Genomic DNA, 16551 nt, shown 5'->3' with positions numbered 1-16551 from the left:
TTCATCAGCGCCGTAGTCTAGTTCGGCTCTGCCAGAGCAGGTCTCGCACGGAAGCAGGTATCTCATTGTCATCTACTCGCTCCCATCCGTTTCAGTCGGCGAGGCTTTCAGGGCGCGGATGGCGTCTGGGAGCGCCACCAGCAGTGCGCGTGCAGCTTCATGCGATACGGTCCCGGCCATGGCCGCGCGTTTGTCGGCGACCCTTGCGGCGGCTTCCATCGACACACCGTCGAGTTCTCCGGGCGCGAGGACCGTGAAGCCTTCTTCATGCAGGATGGTCACGCATTTGTCAGCGAACGAATCGCCCCTGTACGTGTCATCGAACTCGGTTTCGAACGCCTGCTTGATGATGTCTCTCGCGCTCACGATCTGTCCTCCAATGCGCGGCCAGCCTCGTCAATGATGGCTTGGCGGTGAATCTCAATTGTGTTGCGGCAGTTCTCAATAGCCCTTTCGACCAACTCCATGATACCGAGACGCGCACAAGCTTCTAGAACCTCCGCTGCTTCCTCCGAGCCGACGGAGCTTCTCGCGAAAAGCGGCCTGACGCTGATCCCGATGCTGCTCTTGTCTAACCCGCGAAGTCCGGGTCCGTATTCTTCCAGCCATTTCAGGGCAGCGGTGTTTCGTTCGATCTCACGAACGGCGGTGGAGATACGTGTTGTGTTCATGGCTTTTTCTCCAGGGCGTTCAGGTGGGCACATCTCATGCCGACCTCCTTGAACTGATCGGGGCCGAATTTATTGACAGACTCGGCGAGAAGCGTGGCGCGTCCGAGGGCTAGTCCATCGGAGCCACAGTCGACGATGAATCCATCGGCCAGGACGACGCACCAGACAGTCGCCCCGCCCATCTCGCCATGTACCTGCCGGTGTGAGACGATTGCCTTTGAGCTTTTTAGGAGTTCCGTGTCGCTCATTCCGTCTCTCCCCTACTAGGAAAGGCGGCGAGGAGGCCCTCAATCACTTCCGCGATTGACTGACGCACGGTGTTAGGGACGCGGGAAAGAGATGCGTCTGGTTTACGCAGTGCGGTGATCGCGCGCTTGGCCCGCTCCACCGCCTCGTCGGTGAGGGCGGGGGCGGGGTAGGTGGGCCAATAGTCCAGAGCTACGTCTATTTCGGTCCCGTCGTCAGAGACCTTCACGCGCTTGACAGCCACATGACATGTTCCGGTCACATGTTCGTCAGTCGTCTCGAAGAATGCATTAATTGTCACCGCCTCTGCCTTGGGGGTAGAGAGGGCTTCGATTGCGGCCATAACGGCGTTGGGCCAACCGTTGATGTCCTTCTCGATCATTTCGTCGCGTGCCTTGTGCAACATGGCTAACAGCCGATCTCTGTTCATCGGTTTTTCTCCACCCATTCAGCAGCGGCGCGGAACGAGGCAGGTGACGGCTTACGCCTCAACCAGTCGCTCAACGAGAATTCCTCGCTCCAATCTGGCTCACGAAGCCAAACGTAGACCCCTGCCATATCCTTCTCGGCCTCCGCCAGCTTGGCGCGAAGGCGCTCAATCTCGGTGGCGGCGGTCTCAATCAGCCCGACTTCGTAGATCAGGGAAACTTTCTCGCCCATATTGATCATCGCTGTTACGGTGCGCAGCCGTTCCACCAGATCGGGTGTGCGGCCGTCTTCCTTTTGATGCTCGTTCGTCATCGTGCCTTCCTCGCGTTCGCAATAATCCGAACCGCAGCCTCTCGATCTCCGGTATGCGCGTAGAGGTCGCGAGCCGCGGCCAGCGGATCGATGCGGTGCATGTTCCAGAACTGCACTTCGCTCATGGCGTGTTGTGCGCGGTGTTCTTCGGGCGTCATCGGGACCGTCCATGCGTCATCCGGCTTTTGCGCTTTGCCAGTCGCCTTTTTTCGGTAGACCGGATCGCCGTACCGAACGTGGCACGCCTCGCACGGGCCGGCCCCGGATATGATCGACGGCAGGGACCGGATGAACGACAAGTGCCGCTCGTCGACGATGCGTTTTTGATCCTTGGTCGAAGGATCCTCGGAGAAAGCCGTGACAGGACGGGCGACGCGGGAGGCCATTACGCCGCCCTCCGGGCTTTCACCCGCACACGGGGCTTGCCTCTCGCCAGATCGACCAGCACGGCGCGCTGCATCTCCGCACGGGCTCGGGACACGCCTTGCGTCCAGCCGCGTGACAGAGCTTCGGCCTCCTGCTTCGACGCCGCGGCAAATTCTGGAATGCCGGCGGCAAGTACGTCGCGAGGCTTCGGCGCTCTGGCCCGCGCCTTCTTCGATCTCCAATGGAGAAAGGGCCGCAACCAGCGGCGGATATCCTTGAGCGTCATTTGACCCTCCGCAGGTGATTGGCTTGTGCGATGTAGCGGCCGTCCACGATCTCAATGATTTCGTCGCGGACCTTCTCCCAATCGTCATCGCCAAGGAGCCTCGAACAGACCGCATGAACGGCCCGGTCGAAGAACTGGACGAAACTGGACTGGTCCATGCTGGCGAAGGCGATCGATGCCGGCGCGTAGTGAGCCCTGCCGTTGTGATCGACGGCGGTTCGCACATGGCCGGTGGCGAATTTGATCCAGTCGAGCAGGGAATCGGTGCCGGCCTCCCACGCCCCGCCGTCGATGCACCGCTTCATCAGCAGGAAGATCATCCTGTGGTGGCGCGGATTGCGTGGCGTATGGATATCCAGCAGGCATTGGCGGTCGGACTTCCATGCCGCGAGAATGTCGCGGCCGTCATCATCGGTCGGGACCAGTGCCGGCCCTACGCCCGTCATGACCTTCTGAAAAACGGCCTTAGCCATCGGTCTTTCCCTTTCGAAAATCCCCGGTCGCGCTACTCGGCACACAGGCGCGAACCGGGGCAGGTGGGCGGCTTGGGAGGGGTTAGCCGGCCATCATGTTCGCGACGATTTCGGGCAGTTCTTCCCGTGGTGCGGGCTCTGGCTCGTAGGCGCGGATGCGCTCGACCAGTTCGGCCAGTTCCTCGTTGAACCTCGAAACGGCGCGGGACATTTCCGCGATATACGCCTCGTCGCGATAGGCACGCTTGATGAAGATCGGCATGCCCGGCCAGTAGACGACGATATCGATCCATTCGCGTTCAGTGACCCACAACCCGCCCTGGCATTGGGCCTTGTGCTCGGGCGGGAAGCCGTCGCGCTCGATGCATTCGATAAGCAGGTCCGGCAGCTTGGACTTGATCTCAAGCATCCCACTGCCACCGACGAGAGAATCCGGCGAGCACCCTTTCTGGCCGTTGCGGATGAACCCGACCTGCTTGATCTCGGCGTCGGTCAGGAAGGCGTAGCGCTTGCGCGCCTCCGGCTCCATTTCATGACCGCGATCCATGTGAGGGTTGGAGTAAGTCTCCATCGGCCTGCCGGTGATGATCTCGCCGGCGACCTGACGCATGTACTTGGCGCGTGTCTTGCTCTCGCCGCCGCCGCGACCGGACGCCATCACGGTGGCAAACATGCTGGCCGTGGGGATGCCGGCGCGGCATTCGAACCACTCGGGCGTGCCCTGATCGAAATCGAAAATCTCCATCATGATCCGCGTCTCCGGTCGAGCTCTCGCTGAGCGTTCCATTTGTGGTCCGGGTCCATTTCGGCCTTGTTGACCATCCATCCGAGAAAACCGGCATCGACTTCGGACCATTTCATGCCGCGCCACGGCGTGCCGATGGGGCATCGCGGAAGGACGGCAGGATCGCTGGTCCATGCGACCATTTCCTTGCCGGTGGCGCCCGCCTCGAACAGCGCGCGCAGTAGATGGGCGGTGATATAGGCGTCGGGACCAGCCCGGTGCGTCGGGTATGCCTTGGCCGGGTCAACCGAAATCTTGCCCGCATCCTCCAACCAATATCGAAGCGCGCCATTGGAATGTGATGGCGCGTCCGGCCAGACGTGGAGCGCGGCCTTGTAGGTGCAGATCACCCGGCGATGCTCAAGATCGCTGAGAAACTGGCACTCGAATGCCGAATTGTGAGCGGCGAAAAAGGTGATCGCCATCGTGTCGGCGGGCGCAAAGACGTTGGCGAACGCGTCGAAGGGCTGCGCGGTCGCCGGGATGTCCGCCATGCCGATATGGTGAATGGCGCGGCTTTCGGGCGGGATGGAATCGACATGGAAAAGCTCGGAGACGGGATCGCTGATCTGTCTCGTCTCGACGTCGTAGTCGCACCACCCGAGTTCGATCACCTTGGACGAGGCGTCCATGCCGGTGGTTTCCATGTCGATGATACGAATAGTGGTCACTTGCCGTTCCTCCGGCCGTATGCGCGAAGGTTCTGGACCGCATCATCGAACAGCCGAGCGGGGAGATGGGGAACCGCGTCGATCTGGTAGACCTCGCAGAACTTGGCCGCGTCGGCCTCGACTTCCTCGATGATGGACCGGATCGTCGCGGCCTGCTCGTCGCTGATCGGCCCATCGTCCGGGACGCGGTTCCCGTCCCTGTCGTCTCCGGTCGAGATATTGAACAGCATGCAGAGCAGGTAGCGCCGGCCATAGGTGGCGGTGCTGCCGAACGCTTGCGTGCCGGTCTTGTTGACCCTGCCCTGCGAGCCGGCGCCGTCCAGCGGGATTTCGCCGACGCCGTTGCGAACGTGGCCTTCCTCGTGAGAGATTTCCCACAAGATGCGCAGTTCGCCCTTGTCGTTGTAGCCGTCGGGCTGGAACGAAACCGCGAAACCGTACCGATGGATGATCGGCATGGCCTGCTCTTCGATTGCCGCCAGATCGGCGTAGGTCGACTTGGTGTGCGTGTTGTTGCGGTTCTTGGTGACGACCGGCAATTCGGCCTGGCACTTCGACATAGCCGCGAAATAGGCGCGCTTCGCCGCGATCTCGGCATCTTCGCGATCTCGCCGGCGGTTGTTCTCGACTTCCTCGTTGCGCAGCGCCAGCATGCGTTCCAACTTGTCGACGGACGCATTCGGGTCCAGCACGACGCGCTCGATCATCTGCACAAAGGGGTCCGCGCGCTGGTCGTCGTCATAGCGCTGGATGGTACTGTCTTCCTTGCGGATATCGACTGCGGTGTTCATCGGTGGCCTGCCTTCCTCATCTGGTCGGTGTTGTCGTTGCCCGCGCGGACGTAGATCGCGTCGTAGCGATCCAGCCATCGGCGGCGGGCGCGGTTGATGTCGTCCTGCGGCGGGCCGTAGCCGGCTTCCTTGTCGGACTGAGCCTCCACGATCAGGTCGCGAAGCGCGTCCAGACCGGCAGCGCCGGGGATCGCCAAGCACTCGTCGACCTGTTCGGAGAAAAACCGGAACGGCTTCGCGTTCATCGGTGCTATGGAGCGGATTCCGGATCGGCCGGTGTAGCCAAAGGGCGCGCTCATCCGAACACTCCCGTAAGCACCATCCCCGATCCAATCACCAGCGCCATGATGGCGAGCATGGCGAGGACGTTGCGGAATGGCTCCGATTCTTCCGGTTCGGCGGCGAGGGACCAGAGGAAATTGTCCATGTCACGCGCCTCCTGTGGCTTTGGAAATGGCGGCGTCGATGCGCGCCAATGCGGCTTCGATTTCCTCCACGTGACGGGCGTCACGTGGATCAATGGTTGCCCTGATGGGTTCGAGCGTTCCCTTTTCGAGAACGCAGCAGCATTCGAGAGTGGATCGAAGTTCGTCAGCGACGAACCGGCGCGCCTCCACCAATGCTTTCAGCATCTCAGACGCGTGGTCCTCTTTCATCGCCTCAAGAGCGGCGCGCGAGGCTTGAACCGCATAGGCAAGCTGCAACCAGCCTTCTTCGCCGATCAGCTTTTTGATCTCAGGTCCGAAACCCGCCAAAGACATCAGCGCGTCGATGCTCTTCTGCAGTGCGGCTTCTGTGGCGGTGCTCATCACGCCGCCTCCGCTTTCGCCCGTTCCGCCGAATCAAACGCCATCACGGCATTGCGATAGGCTTCCTCGGCTGCCAGAAGATCGTCGGGCCGGCGCACGGTGCGGGCGCGCTCGATCTCAAGCCGGAGCGCTGCCCTGTCGCGTTCGATGGCGAGGCTGCGCAGCGGTTCGCCCATGGCGTCGATCTCGGCGCGGTAAGCTTCATCGGAAGCGCGATGGGCGCGCCATTCCGGCGCCAGCTTTTCAATGGCCTTGATGCAGGCCGCGCGGCTCGTCTCGTAGCCGCTGGTGCCGCAGGCGCTCCATTTCCACTCGCCGGGATAGGCGTTGCTCTCGACAAACCAGCCGATGCGCTCGCCGTCGCAGATGGCGCGCTCGAACTGCCCGTCGCGAACAACCGTGATCGGAGACGCGCACCCGGCCAGCGTGGCGGTCAGGTCGGAGAATGTGGTGGCGTATGCGGACATCGGTGATCTCCCCTCGATCAGGCAGCGGCTTGCGCGGCAGCTTCACTGAGCGGCTTCCACCCGCGCAGCTTCGCAACGGCCAGCATGTGCTTGATGATCAGGCGGGTTTCGTCGCCGAGCGGCTCACCCTTGGGTCGGGTATCGTCCCAATGTGCCTTCGCTTCCTTGACCGTGAAATTCCGGCACCCGGCCTTGACGCGAAATTCACCCGGCTCGGTGCGGGTCAAAAGAAAGCGGTAGCCGTCCGACCGTAGACCGCCATCAATGATGCGGTCGTTTATCCGATTGGCACCCGCGAGATAGGCACGCGCGAGATCGGCATCCGCGAGATTGGCATCCGCGAGATTGGCACCCGCGAGATAGGCACCCGCGAGATAGGCACCCGCGAGATCGGCACCCACGAGATTGGCACCCGCGAGATCGGCACCCGCGAGATAGGCACCCGCGAGATCGGCACCCACGAGATTGGCACCCGCGAGATCGGCACGCGCGAGATCGGCATCCGCGAGATTGGCATCCGCGAGATTGGCACCCGCGAGATAGGCACCCGCGAGATTGGCACCCGCGAGATCGGCATCCGCGAGATTGGCATCCGCGAGATTGGCACCCGCGAGATAGGCACCCGCGAGATAGGCACCCGCGAGATCGGCACCCACGAGATTGGCACCCGCGAGATCGGCACGCGCGAGATTGGCATCCGCGAGATTGGCACCCGCGAGATCGGCACGCGCCTTCACAGCCCATTTGACGGCGAGGCCGAGCTTGACCGAATACGGTGCGCTCTCGTCGCACTCGATTTCCGCCGTGACCTGTACGTTGCCGGTCCAGCGGTTCTTGATTTCGAATTTGAGCATCGGTGATCTCCCGTGGTGTTGGGAGAAAATAGGATTAGTCCTATCGTGATGTCAATAGGTTTATGCCTATTATGTAGGAAAAATCTTATTGGCAGGTTGTGGGCACGAAAAAGCCCGCGCGAGGCGGGCCGAAGTGGCGACTAGAATGCTGATCTTTGCGCGCTGTTTGGTGGTGCTATCCGCGCCACTGGAACCACGCGACCACTCGACCGTAAACCCGAACCTCGTCGCGCCTTAGCTCGTGGTCGTCGTAGCGTTCGTTGTCGGACATCACCTTGATCTTGTCCGTTCGCGGAACGAGTTGAAGGCGCTTGATGGATAGGCCATCTCCGAAGTCGCAGGCGTAGATATCTTCCGGCTGCGGCACGGTGTGCGTCATGTCGACGAACACGTAGCTGCCGGATGCCAGGGTAGGCTCCATGCTATCGCCCGTGACTGGCAGCGAATAGACCTGTGGCATATTCCGCCAGCCCGCCTTTACCGGCTCGGGAAAGCTCCAGAAGCCGTTGATGTGGTCCGCATAAATCTCGCCATTGTCATGAGACAAGACGCCCTCCGGGCTGCCGATCCCCGCCCCGCCGCGAATCGCAAGGCTTGCTACATCGCCGGCGGGAGGGCGCGAGGATCGACCGGCTTTCGCGCCCAGTTCGCTTTCAGGGATATCCAGGATTTCGGAAAGCCGGCCGCGCACGTCTTCGCTGAGTTTCGCGGGGATTCCCCGGTCAAGGTATTGCTGCATGTAAGCGTGGTTTTTCCCGAGCTCGATTGAGACCTGTTTGTAGGTCAGTCCGCGGTCGGCAATCGCCCCGGCAATTCGTTTTCTCACAGCGTCCATGCGGAATGTTTGTCACCTCGCTTGACACCGGTCCAATAGGAAAGTACCTATTGAGAAAGGAATAGTCCTATAGGTAGGAACGATGACGCTGGACGAATTCAAGTCGCGGGTCGAAACCTTCATCTCGGAAAACGAGATCGCGCCTACTGCATTCGGTAAGCGTTTCGCCGGCGACCCCCTATTTGTGTTTCAGCTTCGGGACGGTCGGGAGCCGCGCGAGGCGACGCGCGAGCGGGTTTTGGCTGGCATGTCCAACTCCGCCCTCAGCGCCCCCAACAAGGAGAGCGCCGCATGACCGACGCTCTCGTCAACCTCGCCATCATGATCGCCCCGGTAGCCGCTGTGGGTGGTGCGCTTCTTCTGGCGCTGCATGCCTTCCGCCGCGCTCCCCGCGATCCGGGCAAGGCCCGCATGGGCGATTGGGGGTAGGGCATGAAAGCTGACCAATTCGCTCAACGGCAGTTCAAGGCCTTTATCGACCGCGTGCTTCGCTGCCGTGAGGCCGAAGACGCGGCGAAGGAAGACACCAAGGCCGTCTACGCCGAAATGAAAGCGGCGGGTTATGACAAGGCCGCTGCCGGCGCGCTGGTGCGCGAAATTCGCGACGCCGACAAGAACCCCGAGAAATTCCGCGACCGCAACGCGATGCTCGACCTGTACCGCGACGCCTATGAGCGGGCGTCCGGCATGGGAGAGGGGTCGCACGCGTATGCGCGTGCGGGGAACGGCTCGACGGCCACGCAAGACCAGAGCGCCGTCGATCACGATCCCGCCACTGGCGAGATCACCGAATCCGAAATTCCCCGTCCCGTCCCCACCGAGGACGAGGAAAAGGCCGGGGAGGCGGTAAGCCTTTCCCCTGTCTCCCCGGCTGAAACCAATTCCGCGCAAGTGCCGCAATCCTCGACGGCCAGCGCGGAGGCCGATGCGCCTTGTCCGGCTCCGGGCGCATCGGCCACGATTTCCGACGATGAAATCCCCGATTTCGTGAAGAAGCCGTTCGCAAGGCCGGCGCGTCCGTTGCGGCCTCATTGCCTCAATCCCGGCCTGTGCGCCGGCACGGGCTCGAAGCACTGTCACTCATGCACCAAGGCCCTTGGGGAATTGGGGGAGCCGGCATGATTGTCGTTCGCCAGCACCCATTCCCGAGATTTCTTCCGCGCGTCCAGTTCCGCCAAGAGCCTGCGCGCGGCGTCACCTGCCGACTGCCATCCAATGTCTTGTATCTCGTCTGTGGAGGCGTCTCCCATGCTTTTCGATCCTTCCTGGATCCGGACGCGCCATGCGTCGCTCCCCCATGCCGGTCAACAGATCAGCATGGGAGCTTCCAGCATGTCCGCCAGCAAATCTTGCAAAGTTGCAAATCTCGATATGGAGGGCGTCGTCCGCTTTCTGTTCGCAGCCTTTCCGCGCGCCACGGCGCAGCACACCGAGGCCGTGACGGGCGTTTCGAGCGGCACGGTGGAGAACTGGTTGCGCGGCCGGGCGAAGCCGTCCGGCGATCATCTTGGTGCAATGGTGGACGCGTTCGGGCCGGCGTTCGTTTCGGCCGCATTTCCTTCAACCCGCCAGTGGACCGCGCCGCTTATCGCGCGGTCGCGTCTGGCTGAAATCGCACGCGAGCTTTCGGCGCTCGCCGAGGCCGCTGAATAGTTCTCAAACCCGAGGACCGTCATGAAAATGGAAACCACTGCCCGGAGCCTCGCGTCGGCGCTCCATATCGCCAAAGGCGTCGTTCGTCGCCGGAACTCCATCCCCGTCCTGTCGGCGGTGAAACTGTCGGATGGCAGGCTTTCGGCGATGGGCGGCGTGGACATGCGTGTTGAAGTTGCGCTGCCGACCGTCGGAAAATCGCGGGGCGCGACCGCTATCGACTGCCACTCATTGGCGGGTCTGCTCGCGCATATTCCAGGCGACGAGGCAATCGAAATCACCGATGGCCACTCGTTGGCTGCGATCAAATTCAACGGCAGCGAGTACCAGCTTCCGTCCTATGCCGCATCCGACTTTCCGACCATGTTGGAGAAAATCGATGGGCATCGCACCGCATTGGACAATGTCGGATTTATCGCCGCGATCAAGCGGGTGATGTTCGCTGCCTCAACCGATGAATTCCGCTATTACCTCAACGGCGTAGCAACCGTTTATCTCAACGGAGAGCCCGCTGTCGTGGCGACCGACGGCCGCCGCCTGGCGTGGATGCCCATCCCGTTCATACCGGATGGCGCAGAGGGCGCGATCCTCCCAAGCGAAGCCGTGGCTTTCCTGGTGAAACGAAGGCTTGAGCCGAAAGCAGCGGTATTCTCCACCGACAGCCTGTCGGCGCGGTTCGAGTATGACGGGCTGGTGTTCTCGACGAAATGCATCGATGGGACGTATCCCGATATCGCGCGCGCCCTGCCGGAACCACCGGCGCCCTATGCCCGTCTCGACCGACGCGAGGCTGTTGCGGCGCTGCTAAGGCTTTCGTCTCTTGATGCTCTCGGGAATGACTGCGCAGTCATCCTGACCGGGGCCGATGGCCGCGTTTCCATCACGCGGGACGGCGGCGCGTATTCCGGTCGCGAAACCCTGTCCTGCAAAACCTTCGATACAGGCGGATTCAAGGTCGGCTTCAATGGCCGATATCTGCTCGACGTACTTTCGGCTCTCAGCGGTGATGCCGTCACGCTGTCTTCGGAAGCGGGCGGGAGCGGATTGTCTCCCAGCATATTCGCGTCCGACGACGACCCGCTGCACACCGTGCTGATGCCGATGCGCATCTAGTCGCCGCGCCTCTAAACCCGAATTCGAGAGGACCGTCATGGCAAAAATCATGCAGTTGATCCGCTCCGCCGAGGCGGCAATTTCGAGAGATTTGGCAAGCGGGCTGGACGTTGAGCTTTCGGCCGATCCGATCCCGCTGCCCGATCTTCTGTCCCGCAACACCGATGCCGTGGCGCGGTTTCTGGACGGGCTGAACGGGGCGAAGCTGCGGCTTGAGGCCGATATCGCCAGCCGCACGGAAGAGCTGCGGCAGACGGAAATCGCCATCGCGGCCTACGAGGCTGCGCAGACCATCATCCAGAAAGGCCGGGAGGGTGGAAATGGCTAAGGTGATAGACCTCACTGGACGCAAGTTCGGGAAACTAACGGCCTACTCATTCGCTCACGTGGAGCTGAGCAGCGGCAGGCAAATGGCCGCATGGCTGTGCATCTGCGACTGCGGGAACAAGAAGATTGTCCAGGGGCACCATTTGCGCGGCGGGAAAACGCGGTCCTGCGGCTGCGCATCCCATGATTGGGCAAAAAAGGAGGGTGGATCGCGCAAGGAGTGGCCTGAGTATCTGGTCTACCGCGCGATGATCAATCGGTGCGAGAACAAGAACGTACGCGGATACAAGCACTACGGCGGCCGGGGCATCAAGGTTTGCAGAAAGTGGCGCCATGGGGACGGAAGGCTCAGCGGCTTCGAATGTTTCATTGCTGACATGGGCAGGCGACCGAAGGGTCTTACGATAGAACGTAACGACCCGAACGGTAACTACGAGCCTGAAAACTGCCGGTGGGCCACGCCCGAAGAACAGCGGGTGAACACACGTCGGAGTATTCACGCATACGTTGGCGGAGTTCGAGTCCCCCTGATCAAGTACGCCAAGCGAACCGGGATCAGGTATGAAAAACTGCGCTCCCGCGTTCGTAAGGGGATGACAGTCGGCTCAGCGGCGCGCCTGCTCTTGAGGGCTGGAGCTATGGTCGTCGCCACGTCGGTGTTCACGCCAGACATCGCCGTTGCGCACGATTGGTATCCATTCGCCTGCTGCTCAAATTTTGACTGTAGAGCCGTCGGCGCCGTCAAGGAGCGGCCCGAAGGGTACGTCGTGCCGTCGGGCGAAGTCGTGCCGATGACGGACAAGCGGGTTCGTCATTCTCCAGATGGGCTGTTCCACTGGTGCACCGTCGCCGGCAAGGACGACGGCAAGACGATCTGCTTGTTCGTGCCGCCGAGGGCGTTCTGATGCGCGTCTCGCAAACCTACCTCTCCCCCGTCGAGGAAGTCGCGCTGATCCGCCAGGCGAAGGCCGGCGACGATCATGCCCGCGACCGTATCGTGCTGGCGTTCTCGCGCCTGGCCGTCTCCGTCGCGAGGAAATACCGCACCTTCGGCGTGCCGGTCGAGGATCTGGTGTCGGAGGGCATTATCGGTCTTCTGACAGCGCTGGACAAGTTCGATCCAGACCGGGGAAACCGGTTCTACACCTATGCGCAATGGTGGGTCCGCGCGCAAATCCTCGATTGCGTCTTCCGGCAGGTCGGCGTCGTTCGTGGTTCGAGTTCCGCCGACGCCAAGATGCGGTTTTTCCGGGGCGAGCGGTCCGTCATGTCCGTGTCGATGGAGGCCCGCGTCGGTGGTGACTTGACCGTGGCCGACACGCTGGTGTGCGCCGACCCCAAACCAGACGAACTGGCAGAAACCGTGATCGACGGGGAGCGGCGGAGCGCTGCTTTGGACCGGGCGCTTGGCCGGCTCCAGAAGCGCGAGCGCGCCATCATCGAAGCCCGGTATCTCTCGGATGAGAAAATCACGTTGGCCGATCTGAGCCCGGTGATCGGGGTTTCCCGTGAGCGCATCCGGCAGATCGAGGTCAAGGCGCTGGCGAAGGTGTCGAAGGCGATGGGGGCTGCATGATGACGGTCGTCTCGTCAAACTACGCCAGAAAGGCCAATGAGCTGTACCAGACGGAAGCGTGGGCCACCGAGGCGCTCTTGCGGCATTTTCCGGTGCGCGGCCTCGCCGTGTGGGAACCCGCTGCCGGCAACCACCGAATGGCCGACGTTCTCCGCCAGTATGGCGCGAACGTCATCACAAGCGACATCGCCACCTATGACCGCCGTCACGACGCGACCGTTGACTTCCTTGAAAAGCGCTTTGCTTACAGGAACCCAAAGCACGACGCGATCATCACGAATCCGCCTTACGGCAAGGGCAATCGCGTCGCGGTGAAGTTCGCAGAACTGGCGCTCCAACGTTGCCCGGGCCTCGTCGCCCTTTTGCTGACGGCCAAGTTCGATTTCGGCAAGACGCGCCGTCACCTATTCGCGGACAATCCGCGGTTCGCGGCCAAGATATGCCTACTGGATCGGATTCAATGGTTCCCCGGCGACACGTCCGGAACGGAAGACCACGCCTGGTATGTGTGGGGCCCGTCTCCGGGCGGTGACCCAGGGCAATCCGTGACTCGCTACGAGGGGAGGGCACCACATGCGGCCTCTCAATGATCGGATCGCGGAAGCCATGCGGCGCGAGCGTCTTGGGAACGCTGGTCCGCATTGGAGCCAATTCACCGACGAACAGAAGGCCGACTGGCTGAGGCGAGCCGACGAATTTCGCAGGCTTTGCACGGAGCTCGGCGTGTTCGTCGCCATTCGTGGAGAAGGACGCAATGGGCGAATTTCTTGAGAAGGCACACGACGATGCGACGAAACTTCCTCATTTCGTCAAGCGGGCACTGGTACGGCTCCGCGACCGTGACCTGATCCGGCAGGTGAGCTCTTCGGAAGAGGCTATCGCCAAGGGCGATGGCCATCTGTTCTTCACGCACCCGGACGGCAAGGCGTTCGGAACGGCGTCAGGTCTTTTTTGCATCGGCAATGGCTTGGTCGAGCCTATGGGCGACGACCTTTTCGGCACCGGATCGCAAACCTACCGCCTGACAAAAGAAGGCCGGCAGGCTGCGGCTGCGTTTCTGGAATCGGGCCGCTGAATGACCAGTCACCCCCTTTCCCGATACTCACCCGAAGAAGAAACCCTCATCCGCCGTCTCGTGGCGGAGCGGAAGCTTTCGGCCTCGCAGATCGCCCATCAGGTCAACCGGGGTCGCGACGACGACCGCAAACTCACGCGCAACGCGGTGATCGGCAAGGTTCGCCGCATGGGGCTCTACCTCTCGGCAAACCCCTCTGGTGGGGCGTGGTCGCGCAAGAGCAATGCACCGCGCGTCAAGAAACCCGCCGCGCCCTACGAGCTTCCCGGCAGTCTCGCAAGGAAGGCATTGACCACCTTCGAGGGCAGCGACCGGTTTTCGTTCAAGGTGCCGGCGCCTAAGCGAAAGATCATCGATGGCGAACCCCATCGGGTCGGTATGCGCTTCATCGATTGCCTTCCCGACCGCTTCACGCCGCCACGGTGTCGGATGCCCGTCGATCTGTCGCCAGATGGTCAGAAGGGCGGGCTGGACATGGTGTGCTGCGGGATTCTGACCGAGCCCGGAAAATCCACATGCGAGCACTGTTCGGCCCGTCTGGTTGACAGGTCGCAGGACAGGAGGGCGGCTGCATGAGCAAGCGACGTTTCACGGACAAGCCGGCCCTTCATCCGAGTGCGGTTGCGGGCCTTGACGACGACCACCCCGCTATGACCGGAAACCGAACGCTGTTTCCCTCGACGGTCGTCGAGGTCACAGGAGAGCAGCCCGACCGCATTCTGGTGTCGGGCGATAACAACCGGAAAATCGGAAAGGTTGTAGGGAAGGGGCGTTTCAGCGGGTACGGCATCTACATGCTCACACTCCAGGAGCGCGCGACCTGTCCCGTATCGTGCGAAATGCGCGGTGCGTGTTACGGCAACGGCATGCAGTTGGCCCGGCGCCATCGCATCGGGGACACTGATACGTTCTACGACCGGCTCGGCTTGGAGATTGCCGAACTTCTGGACAGGCACGACGGCCTTCTGATCCGTCTGCATGTGCTTGGGGACTTTCCGGACGTCGAATACGTGTCGTTCTGGAAGGAGGTTCTTGACGAATATCCCAACGTCGCCTGCTACGGCTACACCCATCGCGCTCCGGCCAGTCGGGGCGGGTGCGAGATCGGTGATGCCATCGATGCCGTCAAGGATGTTCACCCGGATCGCTTTCGCATCCGCTGGTCGTCGCCTGTCGCTCGCGCTGATGGCGCGGTCGTGCTTGACCATGTACCGGCCGGGCCGCGCGCTGACGACCGATCGCTTGTCTGTCCTGCGCAGACCGATGCTACGGCCTGTTGCGCGACGTGCGCCTTGTGCTGGGAGGCCGCGGCAAAGCGCGAGTGCATCGGCTTCATCAGGCATGGACGCGCTACGGCCGGCGGTGAATTGAAGGCAATCGCCAAGGCCGCAAACGAAAAGGGGGCGGAGCTCCCCGGCAGCTTGAGGCCTATTGTGCCAATGCCGACAGCGGGCCTTTCGCCCAGCGCTATCCGGTCTGCAAAGCCTCGTTTCGTCGACATCGATCCCTCCACCTTGAAAGTGGAGACCAAGTATCAGCGCGACCTGTCGACGAAATCACTCACCCTCATCAAGCGGATCGTCGAGCACTTCGACTGGACGAAATTCAAGCCTCCGATCTGTGTTGAGCAGGACGGGGAATATTTCTGCATCGACGGCCAACATACAGCCATCGGGGCGGCGTCGCATCCCGATCTGGAAACCATTCCGGTAATGGTCGTGGATGCAGACAGCGTTGAGGCGCGGGCTTCGGCGTTCGTGGCGCACAATCGCGACCGGGTATCGATGTCCCGCCTGCAGGTTTTTCACGGCGACGTGGCGTCGGGAAAACCGGAGGCCGTGGACATCCTCCGCATAGCTAAACAGGCCGGCGCGCGCATACCCCGAAACCCGGTGAACCGACGAGATGCCAAGATCGGTGATGTGGTGGCGGTCGGAGAGATCGAGAAGCTGCACGCCATGGACGGCGGTGCCCTTCTGTCGAGAGTGCTTCGAATTGCCGTGGAGGGGCGGTGCCGGCCGATCAACCAGACCATTTTGAGAGCGCTTCGCATGCTGCTGGTCGAGCCGCAATACGAGGGCGTCTCCGAAGGAGACATCGTCACCGCGTTGATGGCCCGCCCGGACCTGGAACAGGCTGCCGTACGTTTCGGGGCCGAAACGAACAAAGGTCGATATAGCGCAGCGGCGGTGATCCTATATCGCGCTGCGTCCTCGATTTCAGCGGGGAGCCGTGCGGCATGAACTGGGAAGCGCGGGCGCGAGAATTACAGAAGCAGGTCGATGATCTGGAATTCATGGTCGACAACCTGCAATCGGCGCTCACCAAGCATGCGAGCCCTTACATCGCAAATCTAACAGGGAATGAGGCGAAGATCGCCCAACTGCTACGGGAAAGGTCGCCGAATGCCGTCGACAAATCGGCAATATTCGACCTGCTGTACGCATTCCGGCACGACGATGAAACGCCCGAATCCAAGATCGTCGACGTCTACATTTGCAAGGCCCGGCGCAAGCTCTCCCCACTCGGGATCGAGATCGAGACAGTGTGGGGTCGCGGCTATCTGATGCCGGATACCTCGGCAAAGGCATGGGATGTTGCGGTTGGAAGGGCGGCGGCATGATCGACACCGACGAAAAGCTCCGCGTCCTCCACAGCCTTGCCTACGGCCATGTGGACTGGCTCGACAAGGTGTCGAGACGGAAGATTTCGCGCCCCCAGCACGAGGTGGATCGCATGAAGCAGGAACTGGCGGTGATCAAGGCGATTGCCGGGGATTATGAGGGGCGGCAGTGAGCCGGTGGTTTCGCCAT

Annotated in this window: 31 protein-coding genes; 14 read left to right on the top strand and 17 right to left on the bottom strand. The window is 61.9% G+C overall.

Features of this window, described 5'->3' with window-relative positions; all coding sequences use genetic code 11:
- Positions 1–72: 72 nt before the first annotated feature.
- The 17 genes from C7T96_RS10375 to C7T96_RS10300 form a co-directional block, all read right to left on the bottom strand.
- Positions 73–366, bottom strand: a complete 294-nt coding sequence (locus C7T96_RS10375; RefSeq protein ID WP_106571154.1) for a hypothetical protein — start codon at positions 364–366, stop codon at positions 73–75.
- On the bottom strand, positions 363–671 hold the full coding sequence (locus tag C7T96_RS10370) for a hypothetical protein (RefSeq protein ID WP_106571153.1): 309 nt from the start codon (positions 669–671) through the stop codon (positions 363–365). Before C7T96_RS10370 ends, C7T96_RS10375 begins: the two co-directional genes overlap by 4 nt.
- Positions 668–919: a hypothetical protein gene (locus tag C7T96_RS10365; RefSeq protein ID WP_106571152.1), complete on the bottom strand. Its 252-nt coding sequence runs from the start codon at positions 917–919 to the stop codon at positions 668–670. Before C7T96_RS10365 ends, C7T96_RS10370 begins: the two co-directional genes overlap by 4 nt.
- A complete protein-coding gene (locus C7T96_RS10360) occupies positions 916–1347 on the bottom strand; it encodes a hypothetical protein (RefSeq protein ID WP_106571151.1) in 432 nt (143 codons plus the stop codon). Before C7T96_RS10360 ends, C7T96_RS10365 begins: the two co-directional genes overlap by 4 nt.
- Complete coding sequence (locus C7T96_RS10355; protein WP_106571150.1) at positions 1344–1658, bottom strand: hypothetical protein; 315 nt, start codon at positions 1656–1658, stop codon at positions 1344–1346. Before C7T96_RS10355 ends, C7T96_RS10360 begins: the two co-directional genes overlap by 4 nt.
- Positions 1655–2044, bottom strand: a complete 390-nt coding sequence (locus C7T96_RS10350; RefSeq protein WP_106571149.1) for a hypothetical protein — start codon at positions 2042–2044, stop codon at positions 1655–1657. Before C7T96_RS10350 ends, C7T96_RS10355 begins: the two co-directional genes overlap by 4 nt.
- Complete coding sequence (locus C7T96_RS10345; protein ID WP_106571148.1) at positions 2044–2310, bottom strand: hypothetical protein; 267 nt, start codon at positions 2308–2310, stop codon at positions 2044–2046. Before C7T96_RS10345 ends, C7T96_RS10350 begins: the two co-directional genes overlap by 1 nt.
- Positions 2307–2783, bottom strand: coding sequence for a DUF1367 family protein (locus tag C7T96_RS10340; protein WP_106571147.1), 477 nt, complete (start codon positions 2781–2783; stop codon positions 2307–2309). Before C7T96_RS10340 ends, C7T96_RS10345 begins: the two co-directional genes overlap by 4 nt.
- Before the next feature lie 82 nt (positions 2784–2865).
- Positions 2866–3531 carry a lambda exonuclease family protein gene (locus tag C7T96_RS10335; RefSeq protein WP_106571146.1) on the bottom strand — a complete coding sequence of 222 codons (666 nt, stop codon included), beginning with the start codon at positions 3529–3531 and terminating at the stop codon, positions 2866–2868.
- The gene (locus C7T96_RS10330; protein ID WP_146149167.1) at positions 3528–4238 is read right to left on the bottom strand and encodes an exonuclease domain-containing protein; all 711 of its coding nucleotides are present in this window, start codon (positions 4236–4238) and stop codon (positions 3528–3530) included. Before C7T96_RS10330 ends, C7T96_RS10335 begins: the two co-directional genes overlap by 4 nt.
- Positions 4235–5029: an ERF family protein gene (locus C7T96_RS10325; RefSeq protein ID WP_106571144.1), complete on the bottom strand. Its 795-nt coding sequence runs from the start codon at positions 5027–5029 to the stop codon at positions 4235–4237. Before C7T96_RS10325 ends, C7T96_RS10330 begins: the two co-directional genes overlap by 4 nt.
- A complete protein-coding gene (locus C7T96_RS10320; RefSeq protein WP_146149166.1) occupies positions 5026–5328 on the bottom strand; it encodes a hypothetical protein in 303 nt (100 codons plus the stop codon). Before C7T96_RS10320 ends, C7T96_RS10325 begins: the two co-directional genes overlap by 4 nt.
- Positions 5325–5456 (bottom strand): hypothetical protein, encoded by a 132-nt coding sequence (locus C7T96_RS24480; protein WP_280951731.1) that lies wholly within the window; start codon positions 5454–5456, stop codon positions 5325–5327. The genes C7T96_RS10320 and C7T96_RS24480 overlap by 4 nt, the downstream gene beginning before the upstream one ends.
- A gap of 1 nt (position 5457) precedes the next feature.
- Entirely contained in the window at positions 5458–5838 is a 381-nt protein-coding gene (locus C7T96_RS10315) for a hypothetical protein (protein ID WP_106571142.1), read from the bottom strand.
- The gene (locus C7T96_RS10310) at positions 5838–6305 is read right to left on the bottom strand and encodes a hypothetical protein (RefSeq protein ID WP_106571141.1); all 468 of its coding nucleotides are present in this window, start codon (positions 6303–6305) and stop codon (positions 5838–5840) included. Before C7T96_RS10310 ends, C7T96_RS10315 begins: the two co-directional genes overlap by 1 nt.
- Positions 6306–6322: 17 nt before the next feature.
- Entirely contained in the window at positions 6323–7159 is an 837-nt protein-coding gene (locus C7T96_RS24170) for a pentapeptide repeat-containing protein (protein WP_106571140.1), read from the bottom strand.
- Between the two features lie 175 nt (positions 7160–7334).
- The gene (locus C7T96_RS10300) at positions 7335–7994 is read right to left on the bottom strand and encodes a S24 family peptidase (protein ID WP_106571139.1); all 660 of its coding nucleotides are present in this window, start codon (positions 7992–7994) and stop codon (positions 7335–7337) included.
- Positions 7995–8076: 82 nt separating this feature from the next.
- On the opposite strand from C7T96_RS10300, the gene C7T96_RS10295 reads away from it, so the two are divergent.
- The 14 genes from C7T96_RS10295 to C7T96_RS24005 all read left to right on the top strand — a co-directional run bounded on the left by C7T96_RS10295 (position 8077) and on the right by C7T96_RS24005 (position 16534).
- On the top strand, positions 8077–8289 hold the full coding sequence (locus tag C7T96_RS10295; protein WP_106571138.1) for a hypothetical protein: 213 nt from the start codon (positions 8077–8079) through the stop codon (positions 8287–8289).
- Positions 8286–8423 (top strand): hypothetical protein, encoded by a 138-nt coding sequence (locus C7T96_RS24010; protein ID WP_158264336.1) that lies wholly within the window; start codon positions 8286–8288, stop codon positions 8421–8423. Before C7T96_RS10295 ends, C7T96_RS24010 begins: the two co-directional genes overlap by 4 nt.
- Positions 8424–8426: 3 nt before the next feature.
- Entirely contained in the window at positions 8427–9116 is a 690-nt protein-coding gene (locus tag C7T96_RS10290; RefSeq protein WP_106571137.1) for a GapR family DNA-binding domain-containing protein, read from the top strand.
- 126 nt (positions 9117–9242) lie between these two features.
- Positions 9243–9647 carry a helix-turn-helix transcriptional regulator gene (locus C7T96_RS10285; protein WP_106571136.1) on the top strand — a complete coding sequence of 135 codons (405 nt, stop codon included), beginning with the start codon at positions 9243–9245 and terminating at the stop codon, positions 9645–9647.
- A gap of 21 nt (positions 9648–9668) precedes the next feature.
- Entirely contained in the window at positions 9669–10760 is a 1092-nt protein-coding gene (gene dnaN / locus C7T96_RS10280; RefSeq protein ID WP_106571135.1) for a DNA polymerase III subunit beta, read from the top strand.
- Positions 10761–10797: 37 nt separating this feature from the next.
- A complete protein-coding gene (locus C7T96_RS10275) occupies positions 10798–11088 on the top strand; it encodes a hypothetical protein (protein ID WP_106571134.1) in 291 nt (96 codons plus the stop codon).
- Between the two features lie 637 nt (positions 11089–11725).
- Positions 11726–11992 carry a hypothetical protein gene (locus C7T96_RS10270; RefSeq protein WP_106571419.1) on the top strand — a complete coding sequence of 89 codons (267 nt, stop codon included), beginning with the start codon at positions 11726–11728 and terminating at the stop codon, positions 11990–11992.
- The gene (locus C7T96_RS10265; protein ID WP_106571133.1) at positions 11992–12663 is read left to right on the top strand and encodes a sigma-70 family RNA polymerase sigma factor; all 672 of its coding nucleotides are present in this window, start codon (positions 11992–11994) and stop codon (positions 12661–12663) included. The genes C7T96_RS10270 and C7T96_RS10265 overlap by 1 nt, the downstream gene beginning before the upstream one ends.
- Positions 12660–13253, top strand: a complete 594-nt coding sequence (locus C7T96_RS10260) for a hypothetical protein (RefSeq protein ID WP_199190449.1) — start codon at positions 12660–12662, stop codon at positions 13251–13253. The genes C7T96_RS10265 and C7T96_RS10260 overlap by 4 nt, the downstream gene beginning before the upstream one ends.
- A gap of 164 nt (positions 13254–13417) precedes the next feature.
- Positions 13418–13738, top strand: a complete 321-nt coding sequence (locus C7T96_RS10255; protein WP_106571132.1) for a hypothetical protein — start codon at positions 13418–13420, stop codon at positions 13736–13738.
- Entirely contained in the window at positions 13739–14314 is a 576-nt protein-coding gene (locus C7T96_RS10250) for a GcrA family cell cycle regulator (RefSeq protein ID WP_106571131.1), read from the top strand.
- A complete protein-coding gene (locus tag C7T96_RS10245; protein WP_106571130.1) occupies positions 14311–15981 on the top strand; it encodes a DUF6551 family protein in 1671 nt (556 codons plus the stop codon). The genes C7T96_RS10250 and C7T96_RS10245 overlap by 4 nt, the downstream gene beginning before the upstream one ends.
- Positions 15978–16361: a helix-turn-helix domain-containing protein gene (locus tag C7T96_RS10240; RefSeq protein WP_106571129.1), complete on the top strand. Its 384-nt coding sequence runs from the start codon at positions 15978–15980 to the stop codon at positions 16359–16361. Before C7T96_RS10245 ends, C7T96_RS10240 begins: the two co-directional genes overlap by 4 nt.
- The gene (locus C7T96_RS24005; RefSeq protein ID WP_158264335.1) at positions 16358–16534 is read left to right on the top strand and encodes a hypothetical protein; all 177 of its coding nucleotides are present in this window, start codon (positions 16358–16360) and stop codon (positions 16532–16534) included. Before C7T96_RS10240 ends, C7T96_RS24005 begins: the two co-directional genes overlap by 4 nt.
- Positions 16535–16551 lie beyond the last annotated feature (17 nt).

The organism is Nitratireductor sp. StC3, from assembly GCF_003015025.1.
Lineage (GTDB): Bacteria > Pseudomonadota > Alphaproteobacteria > Rhizobiales > Rhizobiaceae > Mangrovimarina > Mangrovimarina alexandrii.
This window is presented reverse-complemented; position numbering and strand designations above follow the sequence as displayed.